The organism is Pseudobutyrivibrio sp. MD2005 (assembly GCF_000621865.1).
In the GTDB taxonomy this organism is placed as follows: Bacteria; Bacillota; Clostridia; order Lachnospirales; family Lachnospiraceae; genus Pseudobutyrivibrio.
Map to the genome: position 1 here is coordinate 67,106 of NZ_KK211358.1, position 14,482 is coordinate 81,587.

Genomic DNA, 14,482 nt, shown 5'->3' on the forward strand with positions numbered 1-14,482 from the left:
CATAAAATAATGGCGGGCACACAAACGTGTCCGCCATTATTTAGGCTTACTCAGCCTCTGTTTCAGCTTCAGTTTCAGTTTCGGCTTCAACATCTTCTTCTGGGGTTGCTGTGGCATCTAAGCCGTCTCCAGAAATGATGCTTTCGATTTGATGTTTGATTGAAAGTGTGTGTGCTGCATCAGGGGCACCATCAACACTAACATCTAGCAGAATAGTTCCGTTGGCAAATTTTGAAACAGAATTGTATGGTGAAGTTCTGTAATAAATTGTTTCGCCGCCGGCTGCTTCAGAGTCTAAAGTGTTCTTTTTTGCATATGTTTCCATATCATAGCAATATAGCTCGTCATCACCCTGCTCAAGTGTCACTTGTACATATTCACCGTCTGCATTGATTCCTTTTACAAAGAATTTGCTGGTGTAATCAGATTCTTCAAGGTAAGTTCTGGTCATTTCTTCAATAGTATCAAAGTATGATAAGTCAATTGTGTATTCACCTATTGCCATTTTGAAGGTGTATGAATCAAGCGAAGTATCTAAATTCTCTGTCTTGTATTCTCGTGTGAAATTTCTCTTATATTCACTTAACTCATCGTCGTGTCCAACCAAAACATCGCGACAATCACTTTGAATTGGTGAACGCATGATATGACCTTCGTCAGCCATAAAATCAACTACGAAATCTTCAAAAGGATAGAGATGAGTATCATATTCGTTTGTGATTGGAGCAATATCAAAAACTGCCTCTAATTCTTCGAATTGAAGTGAATCATCACCATTTGTGTCCCATTCGTCGGCGCCTTCTATATCTCCAAGGCCTGCTATAATTCCGCTAACTTTGCATTCGCTAAAAGGAACTGCATATGGATATGGGTTGTAAAACCATACCTTCTGATCAAAGTGATTGGTAGAAAAGCTGTCGCCATCAACATCCCACACTCTAAGGCAATCGTATCCACTACCAGCGTTTTCACTATCGGTAAGTGGTGCCACTGACATTTCAGTTGCCGCATTCATAATTACATCGTGATCGTCAGAAAAATAATTTGGGCTTACAGCGCATCCTTGTTCAATGATTTCGTTGATTGTCATTCCAGCCCAAAATCTTTTGCCATTAGAATCAGTGAATACACCGTCCCATTTTGAATCAGGGCCTACAACTCTGCCCTTTGAATTGTCAAGCTTGCTACTTGAATCCTTGCTTGATTTTTCGTCTGCAGATGACTCCGATTTTTCGGTGCTATCCGCATCGTCTTTTGCCTTGCCACAGCCAGTGAACATAGATGTCACCATAGCCATAGCTAAAAGGCCCGCTACTAATTTCTTTTTCATACATTTTCTCCTTAAATATATTATTGAAAAATCTTTAAGTATTATACAAAAAGTGTGGTGGCAAGTCTACAAAATACGGGCGGAATAAGCAATAGGTTAGGGGATTAGACGATGTATAACAGTTTATATGTCAGTTTTTTACAAATAATATCAGTTTTGCCATCTGTATTAAGATATTTTGCACAACTATAATTAAGACATCAAGTGAAACATGCACGATGCAAAGGAGGGTAAAACGTGAAAAAGAAGATATTATCACTATTAGTAGCATCATCAATGCTTTTAGCTGGACTAGTGGGTTGCGGTAGCTCTGGAGGTTCAGGTGGTGGTGCAAATTCAGCAGGAACAGGTACAGAACAGGCTGCTGAGGAGCTTACAGGGATTGATGCCATTATAGCTGAGGCAGAAACAATGACCTTGGAGGAATTGGCACAGAAAGCTATTGAGGAGTCTAACGGCAAGACATTCTATGGGGTTGGAAATTCAAGCCGTGGTAAATCAGCACTTCCTCTATTTATCGAGTATCTACAGACAATCGATCCAAATTACAATATGGAATTTGAGTGGCAGCAGCCAAAGAATAATAAAATCTTTGAGCAGCTAACATCAGATTCATTAAAGAGCGAAGGCACATTTGCCATGACTCTTATTCAGGATGGTAACCAGATTCAGTCGAAGATGGTTGACACTGGAATCCTTAAGACATATGTACCAAAGGAGTGGGCAGAGGCAAATGGTACAACACCTGATGAGTACGAAGGTTTCCTTCCCCTTCAGACAATCAATAAGGTATTTATGTACAACAATACAGGCTCAGCTGAATATACAAATTGCTGGGATTTCGTATACGAAGGCTCGCATCCATTATTCATGGGAGTTGATTCAGAAATCGTAGGAAAGAACTTCCTTATGATGCTTACAAAAGATGAGTATGCAGGTTGGCTCAAGGAAGCATATGATGCTCTTGATGCAGATAAGAAGGCATATTTCGAGCCAACAATTAAGGCAATGCAGTCTGACGCTAACGACTTAGGTCTTGGAGCAAATGGCGCTTATGCACTTGCATGGATTAAGCTTTGGATTAACAACTATAACGAGCAGACAGATGATGGTCCTATCTGCAATACACTTGTGGATAAGTCAGCAAAAGATCAGTCTGGATTGTTAGTATATTCTAAGCTTCGTTCAGTAGAAGAGTCATCATCAGTTTCAGTAAGCAACATTAACGTAGCTGCATACCAGGATGGCTACACAGGAATCGGTGGATATGGATATAGCCATTACTTATTCCTTACAAAGAACAGCCCACTTCCATGGACATCATGTGCATTTATCGCATTCATGACAACAACAGAGCAGGGCTTCGATGCTTGGGGCAAAGACATGGGCGGATATTCATCTAACCCAGAAGTAGCAAAGGCTATCGAGGAAACATATCACCACAGCGAAGGCGGCGGAGATGAGTTCCCAGCAAAGAACGATAGAGGTTACGATTGGTGGACAACAGATGGCAAGCTTGTATTAGAGGACCCTACATATTGCTCAGAAGTTTCATTCTCAGTTGGTAGCTGGATAGATGTTCAGGATCATTATTCTACAGGGGAAGAATAAATAATTTGTGGAGGTGCCACGAACCAGTGGCACCTCTTTTAAAAAGGAGAGACTATGAAAAGTGCAATATTTAAAAATAAAGTCAAAACATGGTTCTCGCAGCCGCAGAATATAATTCTTTTGTTGTTTGGAATAGTTTTGACATTTTCTACAGTGGCTCCCATTGTTGCGATAGTTCAGGATACATTAAAAATACATCCTGGAACAATCGACCAACATCTCACAGGACGAGTAGAGGGCTACACAATTGTAAACTACATAGATTTGTTTACAAGCCGCCTGGCCAAGACAAATCTTTGGAATCCACTTTTAAATACAGTTATTTTATCTGTTTTAACATGCTTTATTTCTATTTTATTTGGTGGTTTGTTTGCGTTCTTGGTTACAAGAACAGATATGAAGTTTAAGAGATATTTAAGCTCAATTTTTATTTTTCCGTACATCATGCCACAGTGGACACTTGCCGTTGTGTGGCAGCACATGTTTTACAGTAACAAAGTTACTGGAACTTCAGATGGATTATTAGCAGCTATTTTTCATATATATTTACCAAGCTGGTGGTGTCAGGGAGTGTTCCCAAGTGCCATGGTACTTGGACTTCATTACGCACCATTTGCCTACATTTTGATTGGTGGCATCTTTAAAAATATGGATGCAAACCTGGAAGAAGCAGCCACAATTTTGGATACTCCAAAGTGGAAGATAATGTTCAAGGTTACACTTCCTATGATAAAGCCTGCAATCCTATCAACCATCCTGCTTGTGTTTGGTAGTGCTATGGGAAGTTACCCGGTTCCACATTATTTGAATCTAACAACTCTTTCTACAAAGTACATCTCAATGAACAGTACTTACACTGGTGAGGCTTCAATTCTTGCAATTATCATGATGGTATTTGGTGTACTGATTCTTGGAATGAACCAGATGAGCCTTAAGAGTAGAAAGAATTATACGACTGTAACTGGAAAATCTGGTCAGCTTACAAAACTTACAATTGGAAAAGCAGGAAAATATGTTGTGGGAATTGTATTTATGATAATTACATTCTTTACAAGTATTTGGCCTATTATTCTTTTTGCACTTGAAACCTTCCTTCCAAACCCAGGTGACTACAGTTTCCTATACTCAGGAAACTTAGCCCACCTGACAACAAAGTGGTGGGTTACAAATCAAAATATCACTGAAAGTGGTATGTATGGCCAGTCGGGTATTTTGTACAACAAAACAATCTGGCATGCGTTCTTTGGAACATTATTACTTGCAGTGATATGTGCACTGATTGCCGGAACAATCGGAACACTTATCGGATATGCGGTAGCTAAAAAGAGGAGAAGTAAATGGGCGAACTACGTTAACAATGTGGCATTCCTTCCATATTTGATGCCATCGATTGCAGTAGGAGCAGCATTCTTTATCCTGTTCTCTAACGAACATATTAATCTGTTCAACACATATACACTTTTGATTATTGCAGGTGTAGTAAAATATATTCCATTTGCATCCAGAAGCTCCTTAAATTCAATGCTTCAAATTAGTAATGAGCTTGAGGAGGCTGCTATTATTCAGAATGCATCCTGGATAAAGAGAATGGTGAAAATCATCATTCCAATTCAAAAGTCATCTATCATTAGTGGATATTTACTTCCATTTATGACCTGCCTTAGAGAATTGTCATTATTCCTGCTTCTTTGTACACAGGGATTTATCTTATCAACAACACTTGATTACTTTGACGAGATGGGACTATATGCATTCTCAAGTGCAATCAATCTCATATTGATTGTTACGATTTTGATTTTTAATACATTGGTAAACAAGCTGACTGGAGCTAGCCTCGACAGCGGAATTGGAGGAAAGTAAAATGCCAGAAATCAAATTAGAAAATATTACAAAACGCTGGGGAAAGTTCTTTGGCGTAGATAATGTAAGTTTGGACATACCTGATAATTCGTTTATTACATTACTTGGACCATCAGGCTGTGGAAAGACCACAATCCTTAGAATGATAGCCGGTCTTGAAACACCAACAGAGGGAAGAATAACAATTGGTAATAAAGTTGTCTTTGACTCAGAAGCAGGAATAAATGTTCCAGCTAACAAGAGAAAAGTAGGATTCCTTTTCCAGAATTATGCCCTTTGGCCAAACATGACAGTGTATGACAATATTGCATTTGGCCTAAAGAATATCCACGAAGAGCTTCCTGTTATTGATGTGGAAGCAAAGCAGATTAGCGGAATAATTAAGGCTCTTTCTAATGGAAATAAAATCAAAGAGACCATTGAAGAATGCCTCGACAAAAATGGTAAGCTTGATGAAAACAAAGCCTATGTAAAATTGATTGATAACTATAATCTATCGATTTATTCTGCAAAAGAACTTTATAGTTTAGGAATTCATACTGCAAATGACCCTTCAGCCCTTGCAAGCACAAAGCTCACAGAATACCAGGAGAAGCTTGCAGCTATAAACAGCAAGTACTCAGCTGAAGGCAAGTCTTTAAATGAAAAATTTGAAGTGACCAAAAACGGTGCAGTTATACTTGAAAAGAGAAAACTCACAAAAGAAGAAATAGACTCAAGAGTGAGAGCCTGCTCTAGAATAGTAAAGATAGGAATGTTTATGGACAGATATCCAGCTGAGCTTTCTGGTGGACAACAGCAGAGAGTTGCCATTGCAAGAACTCTTGCACCAGAGCCACAGGTGCTTTTCATGGATGAGCCACTATCAAACCTTGACGCAAAGCTTCGTCTTGAAATGAGATACGAGCTTCAAAGACTTCACGTAGAAACAGGCAGCACATTTGTATATGTAACCCATGACCAAATGGAAGCCATGACACTAGCTACAAAGATTTGCCTTGTAAACAATGGAGTATTGCAGCAGTATGCACCACCGCTCACTGTTTATAACCGCCCATCAAATCTATTTGTTGCCGATTTCGTAGGAAATCCTTCAATGAATTTTGTAGATGCCAAAGGATTACAGGAAGCTGATGGCTCGGTTTCTCTAAAAATATTAGGAGATATAAAGGCAAGGTTCCTACCAGAGTATGCACTTGATATGAATGCCTGGCGACATGTACGTGACCAGAGCATCGCAGACAAAGCTGAAGCAGAGCGCCTACGCTTATCAAAGAAAGGTGCCGTAGAAAAATCTAACAAGGACGAAGTATTCAGATATCATGTACAAAAGGTCGAAGAAGTAGACGAGAGCATCCTCGAAGACCCTGTTATCACTGACGAAGATTTTGTACTTGGCATCAGACCAGAATTCATCGATATCGAAGATAATGGCACCATAAAATCAGAAATCTATGGCGCCATGCCTACTGGAATGGAGTCAACCCTAAAGCTTCGCGTAGGAGAGTACCTCCTCACAAGCGTAGTATTTGGCGGCGTACTCTACCAAATTGGCGAAAAAGCCAACCTGGCAATCAAAGGCTCAGACATCCTCCTCTTCGACAGAAAGTCTGGACGTCTCATCTGCGCTGGTAGCCTCGAAATTCAATAGCCCCCACAGCGACCGTGTGATTAAGCGGCTCACGCTGCCAGGCCAGGCTGTCCTTGAATGATTTTGCGAATATTTTTAGTTCTTCAATGGGCAAAATCTAGGCATCGCACATGTGTCTTGTTGCGGAATGAACCGTTTGAAAAAAATGTTTTTTGATTGGCGGACACTGAGGTTTTTATTGTACTTCTTAGGCTAAGGGGAACTTGGTTTCATATTACGCTTGCTAAGTAACATAACAAAGCAGGTTTTGCATATATAGGTACCGTGGCACATTCAACATCGTGTTTTAAGTGACCACTTGCGCTGCCGTCCGTGGCAGCGCATACCTACATATTGCAAAACCTGCTTTTATGTTACTAGGCTCGCTCCAAAATCAACCAAGTTCCCCTTAGTCTAAGAAGTACATTTTAGTTTAGAATGTGTGTCCGCCAATAAAAACATTTTTTCAAACTGTACAGGCCTGCAAAAGACACATGTAAATAGAGATGCCTAGATTGCCCATTAGAAGAACAAAATATTCTTGCAATATTCAAGGACAGCCTGGCCTGGCAGCGTGAGCCTGGTATATGCTGGTAGTCGCTGTGGGGGCTATTAGATTTCTTAAATGTTCGTTTAACTTGTAGTATGTAATTTAATTGATTATAATTATCGTATATACCATATTAATGATGATTGGGAGGGGGTAAACTATGATCATTAGTGAAAGAATTTTTAAGTTGATGGATGAAAAAGGGGTTTCACAGCTTCAGCTTTCAGCTGGCACGGGGATTGCACAGAGCACGATTAGTGATTGGAAGAGGAAGAAGACCAATCCATCAGCCGAGAAAATTATGGCTATTTGCGATGTGTTAGATGTATCACCTTTTGAATTGTTGCAGGATTCTATCCCAGCAAAGGGTGCAGGAGAAGTGGATTTTCTGATTGCAAGCGAGGGGACTGCTGAATATCAGGTTATTAAAAAGATGGAAAAGCTCAATAAAAAGACAAAGGATGAGCTTTGCACATATGTAAAAAATCTAAAGAATAAGAAGTAGGAAAAATGGAACGTAATAAGAGAATTATTAAAACAAGTGTATTAGGCATTTTTGCAAATTGCTTGTTGGCAGCATTCAAGGCGGTTGTTGGTACGGTAACGGGCTCAATCGCCATTGTTCTTGATGCGGTTAACAACTTAAGTGATGCTTTGTCATCCGTAATTACGATAGTGGGAACAAAGCTTGCAGGGAAGGCTCCTGATAAAAAGCATCCGCTAGGACATGGAAGAGTAGAGTATATCAGTGCAGCGATGATTGCGATTATCGTATCCTATGCTGGTATCACATCACTTATAGAATCAGTGAAAAAAATTATTCATCCGGAGACACCAAACTACAATACTACTAGCCTTATTATTGTTGCTGTGGCTGTAGTGGTAAAGATTGTGCTTGGTACTTATGTTAAAAAAGTTGGAGAAGAGGTTAATTCTGATTCACTGGTGGCGTCAGGAGAAGATGCAAAGCTTGATTCCATCATCTCAGCATCTACGCTGCTTGCAGCTATCATATTCATTTTTTCTCACATAAGTTTGGAGGCTTGGCTTGGTGCTATCATTTCTATTATTATCATCAAGTCTGGTTATGAGATGATAGCAGATACTATTTCTCATATTTTGGGTGAACGTATCGAAATGCAGTTATCCCATGATGTTAAAAGATCTGTAGTTCAATTCGATAGAGTGCTTGGTGCTTATGATCTTAGCCTTCACAATTATGGCCCAGAAAGATATGTTGGCTCTATTCATATCGAGGTGGATGAAGATATGACTATGGCGGAGCTTGATCAGCTTCAGCGAGAGATTACATATAAGGTCCTTAATGAAACTGGTGTGGGGCTTGAAGGTATTGGAATCTATTGCAAGAACAAAAAGGATTCAAAGGCAGATAAGCTAAGAAAAGAGTTTTCAAGCTTTGTCAAAAAATATGATTATGTTAAACAGATTCATGGATTTTTCTATGATGAAGCAAAGGCAATTGTTAGCTTTGATTTGGTAATCAGCTTCGATGCGCCTAATAGAAAGGCATTATTCAATGAGATAATAGATGCCTTAAAAGAGCAGTATCCACAGTACAATTTCAATCTTAATCTGGATATTGATTTAAGTGATTAATTTATTTTAGGAGGATAAATAATGGATTATCAATCAAGATACGAGGAGTGGATTAATAAGTTAGATAGTAATGACCCACTTAAAGCAGAACTTGAGGCTATCGCATCTGATGAAAAAGAGAAAGAGGACAGATTCTATCAGGATCTTTCATTTGGTACAGCTGGTCTTCGTGGTAAGGTTGGCGCTGGTACTAATCGTATGAATTTCTTTACAGTAGGAAAAGCTACACAAGGTGTGGCTGATTTTATAGTTTCAAAGGGACAGGAAGCTATGGAGAAGGGCGTTGTTATTGCACACGACCCACGTCATTTTTCTAAGGAGTTTTCTAAGCTTGCTGCAGGAATCTTTGCTGCGAACGGAATCAAGGTATATTGTTTCCCTGATTTACGTCCTACACCAGAGCTTGCATTCATGATTAGAAGACTTGGCACTGTTTCTGGTATCAACATTACAGCCAGCCACAATCCAAAGGAGTACAACGGCTACAAGGCTTATTGGGATGATGGATGTCAGGTTTCATCTGAGATTGCAGATGGTATGACGGAGTGCATCAACGCTGTTGATATGTGGAACGGAGTTAAGAAGTCTGATTTTGAGCAGGGCGTTAAGGATGGTAAAATCATCGTTCTCGGCGAAGAATATGATAGAGAGTACTTAGACAAGATTGAGTCACTTGCTATTCATGAAGGTGACGAGCTTGATTTATCTATTCCACTTGTTTACACACCACTTAACGGCTGTGGATCTATTCCATTTAGACAGATGCTTAATGACAGAGGCTTCTCTAACTGGACAATCGTACCAGAGCAGGAGAACCCAGATCCAGACTTTACTACAGTAGGTTATCCAAATCCAGAGGATCCAAAAGCATTCAAGCTTTCAGAGGAATATGGTCGCAAGTTTGGCGCTGAGCTTCTTATGGCTACAGATCCAGATGCAGACCGTTTCGCTATTGAGATTCGCGATAGCGAGGGCAACTATGTGCCACTTAATGGTAACCAGACAGGATACCTTCTTGTAAATTATGTTCTTGAAGGACATAAGGATGCTGGCACACTTCCAGCAAAGGGTGCAATGGTTAAATCTATCGTTACATCAACACTTTCCACAATCATGGCTAAGGCTTATGGCGTGGAAATGTTTGAAACTCTTACTGGTTTCAAGAACATTTGTGGAAAAATCCCTTATCTTCACGATAACGGATATACATACCTTTTCGGATATGAGGAGTCTGTTGGCTATGCTATCTGCGAGGATATCCGTGACAAGGACGGTATTTCAGCAGGTATGATGGTTGCAGAAGCAGCTGCTTACTATCGCAAGCAAGGCAAGACTCTTTGGGATGTTCTTCAGGAAATCTACGCTAAGTACGGTTTCTTCGCAGAGGACGAGCCAAACATCATCCTAGAGGGAATTCCTGGAGCACAGCGTATTCAGCGAATGATGAAATGGTTCCGTGAGAAACTGCCAACAGAGGTCGCTGGTGCAAAGGTTGAAAAGGTAATCGACTACATTAATGGTTACGAGGATATTCCACCTCAGAATGCAATCAGATTATTCCTTGATAATGGTTCTTGGTTTGCAATCAGACCTTCAGGAACAGAGCCTAAGATTAAATTCTACTTCTACTCAAATCGTGATTCGAGAGAAAATGCTCTTAAGACAAATGCAGCTATAAAGGAAGAAATCTTCGCTCTTATCAACTCGGTAGAATAAAATTTTCTAATTTCGAAAAACATGTTGACAAACTAAATTAAATTGCGTACAATCAAAACATCAAATCGGTTGTACGCAATTTATTTATTTGGGATAACATATTAAGGAGGAAAAGAAAATGGGATTTTATGATTTAACAGTTGAAAAGACAAATGGTGAGCAGCTTTCAATGAGTGACTTCCAGGGTAAGGTTGTTTTAGTTGTAAATACAGCTACAGGCTGTGGCTTCACACCTCAGTATGAGGATATCGAAAGAATCTACGAGAGCTTCCACGACAAAGGGCTTGAGGTTATTGATGTTCCTTGCAACCAGTTTGCAGGACAGACACCAGGTACAGATGAAGAGATTCATGAGTTCTGCTCACTTCATTACAATACACAGTTCCCTCAGATGAAAAAAGCTGATGTAAACGGTGAAAACGCAATAGAATTATTCAAGTTCCTTAAGTCACAGAAGACATTCGAAGGCTTTGGAAAGGGCCCTAAGGCTCTTGCTATGAGCACTATGCTTAAGAAAATCGATAAAGATTACAAGAATAATTCTGAAATCAAATGGAACTTCACAAAGTTCGTTGTTGACCGTCAGGGCAACGTAGTTGCACGTTTCGAGCCAACAGCAGACATGAAAGAAGTTGAAAAGTGCATTGCTTCATTGATTTAGTTCAGAAGCCAAGAGAAGTATGTATAGGCGAATCTAGTTATTTAGATTCGTCTATTTTTTTGATATAAAAGGTTGCTAATATCTAGCGATGGATATAAAAGGTTATAAAAGGTTGATAATGACTTAATACGAGTATAAAAGGTTGCAAAAGGATATAAAAGGTTGCTATAATATGTTAAGACGATATTACAATGGCAGGAGGCATCAGTATGCAGAATCCTTTTACACATACATTTGGAATGGAACCAATACAATATATTTCTACGGTTCAGAAAGAAGAAATTGTAGAGAATTTCTCATATCCTAATCCTAGTGAGAAATGCTATATGATTACCGGAGTTAGGGGCTGTGGCAAGACTGTTATGCTATCTAAGATAGTGGATGATTTGTCTGAGTCAAAAGATTGGTTGATTTATGATTTAAATGTTACCGGAGATATGTTGGTTCAACTAGCAGCTAAATTAGCCCAAAACAAGCTAGTTCAGAAATGTTTTGTTAAATCTAATATAGAAATTTCAATTGCAGGAATCAGTGTTGGAGTGGAATTTAATAAAGAAACTATCTTTGATATCCATGTACTTATAGAGAAGATGATAAAAGTATTATCGGATGCAGGTTTAAAGGTTCTTATAACTCTTGATGATGTTTCTGCAACTTCCCAAATGAGAGAATTTGCCCATACATTTCAAGGCTTGCTTAGATCTAAATTGCCAGTGCATATTATTATGACAGGTCTTTTGTCTAATTATCGTGAAGTTACAAACAAGGCGGAGTTCAAAGATTGCACATTTTTGACTAGAGCTTTTCAAGTTAATGTAGAGCCACTGGATTATAGTCAAATCGCAGTATCTTATCTGAATGTTTTTGATATTGATGAGAAGGAGGCAATAAGGCTCGCCAAAATGACTAAGGGATATGCCTTTGCATATCAGGTCTTAGGATGGTTATATTTCGAACAACATTTTAATCACAAAGTTAAAAACCTGGAGTTTGAGTACACGAGTGAGTTAATAAAGTATTGCTATTCGAAAATCTGGAGTGAGCTTTCCGATAGAGAGATTGAAATAACCATAGCATTAGTAGAACTGAATGCAGACAATGAAAAGGTTAAGAGAGAAGATGTAATAAAAAAACTATCTAATGTCAAACCGATTTCATCTGCAAGCTTTAACATATACAGGGAACGCCTGATTGGAAAGGGAATTATAACAGCATCAATGAATAGGGATGGATATTACACAATTGAGCTACCTCAGTTTGGAGAATTTGTAAGGCAGTATCATATGGAAGATTTTGTCTAGAAAAGAATTGAATTGCTTCATTGCCCAGTCCTATTTTATTTCTGCCTACGTTTTGGTAAAATATACTCTAGATAATAATTAAACGTGGAGAATAATGATGGATTTCGAATTCGTTTTTGACAAACTTAATAATTATAAGACTAATATATATCGTGAGTGGCTGTTGACTAATGGCTTAGGGGGATATGCAAGCTCTAGTGTCATTGGCTCACACTCAAGAATTCAGCATGGATATTTAATAGCAAGTCTACATGCTCCATTGGAGCGATATCTCGTTTTTTCTAAAACTAACGAAAGATTAGTTTGCGGGTCTCGTATCTACGATCTTACTACTGCAACACATAAGGGTCCATATACCAGTGAATTTAATCAGGGCAATATGCATTTAAAGTCATTTAAGTATGATGGCAATATTACATATATTTACGAAGCAGGTGGAATGCGTCTTACCAAGACTATTTCATTGGTGCAGGGCAAGAATCAGTGCACTATCGCATATACGTTAGAAAATAATGGCCCAGCTGCAGGTATAGTTATCACACCTCTTATGAATTATCGTCCACATGGTAAGACCATGACAGTAGAGGATTTACGTTGGGAGCTTCCAGAGGAAATCTTTAAAGAGATAAGGGATGAAGCAAGTGGAAATGTAGGTTTCTACTATACTCCTGTTAGTAATTCAAAGGTTAGAGTTTCTTTGATTGCATCAGGCTGTGAGATGGTTAAGCGTAATAACCTTTACGATGAAAATATGGAGCTTCAGCAGGAGCTTGATTATGGTGATCATGGGTTGGATTCACATATTAAGCCTTATGATTTTGTTATCGAAGTGGCTGCAGGTGGCGTTTCTAAGGCATCATTTGTGTGTACAGTGGATGTTAATGACACAAGTGCTAAGAAAAAAGAGGCATGGGGCAATCTTGTTACAGTAGAAAGAGAGACAGCTTTTATAGAGCTTGAAAAGAATAAAAAGCGTATTCAGGAGCTGATGGAGAAGTCAAGTTTTGAAGAGGATGATGAATTCGCTCAGTTGCTTACCATAGCTGCCGACCAGTTTATCGTTGATAATAAGCAAAATGGCAAAAAGACAATCATTGCTGGATATCCTTGGCATACTGAGTGCGGAAGGGACACAATGCTTGCATTCACAGGATTATGTCTTGAGACAGGTAGATTCGACGATGCTAAATCAATTCTTTTAGCATATGCTTCATATATCAAAAATGGATTGCTTCCAAAGAAATTCCCAGAGGATGGTAAAGAGCCATCTCGTAATGCAGCGGATATTTCACTTTGGTATTTCTATGCTGTACACAATTATCTTAAGTATGTTGATACCGATGAGGCATGGAAGTTTGTAGAGGATGAGATTTATCCAAGTCTTCAGGAGATAATGGGTGCATATAGAAAGGGAACATCTTATTCTATCGGTATGGATGATGATGCCCTTATGCGTGCAGGCGATGGCCGTGATAGAGTGACTTGGATGGATGTGAGAATCGGAGAGGAATCTGTCACACCACGTCAAGGAAAAGCAGTAGAAATCAATGCTCTTTGGTATAACGCATTGATGACAATGGAAGAGATTTCAAGAGGTATTGCTAGACGTACTCATAATAAGCCAGAAAACTATCTTGCATATGCAGGTGGATGTAGTCAGCTTGCTATGTGGGTAAAAGAAGCCTTCAACACAGATTTCTGGTATGAAGAGGGCGGATATCTATACGACGTGATAAATGATGAGGATAAGGATGCTACCTTACGTCCAAATCAAATCTTTGCGGTAAGCTTGCCATTTACAATGCTTGATGCAGAAAAAGAAAAATCTGTTGTAAAGGCAGTGAAAGAACATCTCTATGTGGGCTTAGGTCTTCGTACTTTAGATAAGGACGATGAGCAGTATCATGGCACTTTTACAGGCAGCGAAGAAGATAGAAATAGAGCTTATCATCAAGGAACAGCTTGGACATTTTTACTTGGTGCATTTATAGAAGCATATTTAAAGACTGGTGGCCACAGTGCACAGTCTATCGAAGAAGCTAAAGCTATGTTTGATCCAATCGAAAAGCATCTTGTACAGGGATGCATTGGGTCCATAGCTGAAATATTTGATGGTGATGAGCCTCATAATGCTAGAGGATGCGTGGCTCAGGCCATTTCTGTAGGAGAGGTATTACGTGCATATGCACTTTTAGATAGGGCATAA

At 39.2% G+C, this 14,482-nt stretch carries 10 protein-coding genes; 9 read left to right on the top strand and 1 reads right to left on the bottom strand.

Going from position 1 to position 14,482, the window contains the following annotated elements; all coding sequences use genetic code 11:
• Positions 1 to 46: 46 nt before the first annotated feature.
• Positions 47 to 1,330, bottom strand: coding sequence for a hypothetical protein (locus tag T498_RS0110085; RefSeq protein WP_028235800.1), 1,284 nt, complete (start codon positions 1,328 to 1,330; stop codon positions 47 to 49).
• Positions 1,331 to 1,567: 237 nt separating this feature from the next.
• Between T498_RS0110085 and T498_RS0110090 the strand changes: the two genes are divergently transcribed.
• The 9 genes from T498_RS0110090 (at position 1,568) to T498_RS0110130 (ending at position 14,482) form a co-directional block, all read left to right on the top strand.
• A complete protein-coding gene (locus T498_RS0110090) occupies positions 1,568 to 2,941 on the top strand; it encodes a hypothetical protein (protein WP_028235801.1) in 1,374 nt (457 codons plus the stop codon).
• Between the two features lie 54 nt (positions 2,942 to 2,995).
• A complete protein-coding gene (locus T498_RS0110095; RefSeq protein ID WP_028235802.1) occupies positions 2,996 to 4,801 on the top strand; it encodes an ABC transporter permease in 1,806 nt (601 codons plus the stop codon).
• 1 nt (position 4,802) lies between these two features.
• The gene (locus tag T498_RS0110100) at positions 4,803 to 6,452 is read left to right on the top strand and encodes an ABC transporter ATP-binding protein (RefSeq protein WP_028235803.1); all 1,650 of its coding nucleotides are present in this window, start codon (positions 4,803 to 4,805) and stop codon (positions 6,450 to 6,452) included.
• A gap of 689 nt (positions 6,453 to 7,141) precedes the next feature.
• Positions 7,142 to 7,486: a helix-turn-helix domain-containing protein gene (locus T498_RS0110105; RefSeq protein WP_028235804.1), complete on the top strand. Its 345-nt coding sequence runs from the start codon at positions 7,142 to 7,144 to the stop codon at positions 7,484 to 7,486.
• A 5-nt stretch (positions 7,487 to 7,491) separates the two neighbouring features.
• Complete coding sequence (locus T498_RS0110110) at positions 7,492 to 8,598, top strand: cation diffusion facilitator family transporter (RefSeq protein WP_028235805.1); 1,107 nt, start codon at positions 7,492 to 7,494, stop codon at positions 8,596 to 8,598.
• A gap of 21 nt (positions 8,599 to 8,619) precedes the next feature.
• Complete coding sequence (locus T498_RS0110115) at positions 8,620 to 10,314, top strand: phospho-sugar mutase (RefSeq protein WP_028235806.1); 1,695 nt, start codon at positions 8,620 to 8,622, stop codon at positions 10,312 to 10,314.
• A 118-nt stretch (positions 10,315 to 10,432) separates the two neighbouring features.
• Positions 10,433 to 10,975 carry a glutathione peroxidase gene (locus T498_RS0110120; RefSeq protein ID WP_028235807.1) on the top strand — a complete coding sequence of 181 codons (543 nt, stop codon included), beginning with the start codon at positions 10,433 to 10,435 and terminating at the stop codon, positions 10,973 to 10,975.
• A 209-nt stretch (positions 10,976 to 11,184) separates the two neighbouring features.
• On the top strand, positions 11,185 to 12,276 hold the full coding sequence (locus T498_RS0110125) for an ATP-binding protein (RefSeq protein WP_028235808.1): 1,092 nt from the start codon (positions 11,185 to 11,187) through the stop codon (positions 12,274 to 12,276).
• Between the two features lie 94 nt (positions 12,277 to 12,370).
• Entirely contained in the window at positions 12,371 to 14,482 is a 2,112-nt protein-coding gene (locus tag T498_RS0110130) for an amylo-alpha-1,6-glucosidase (RefSeq protein WP_242839232.1), read from the top strand.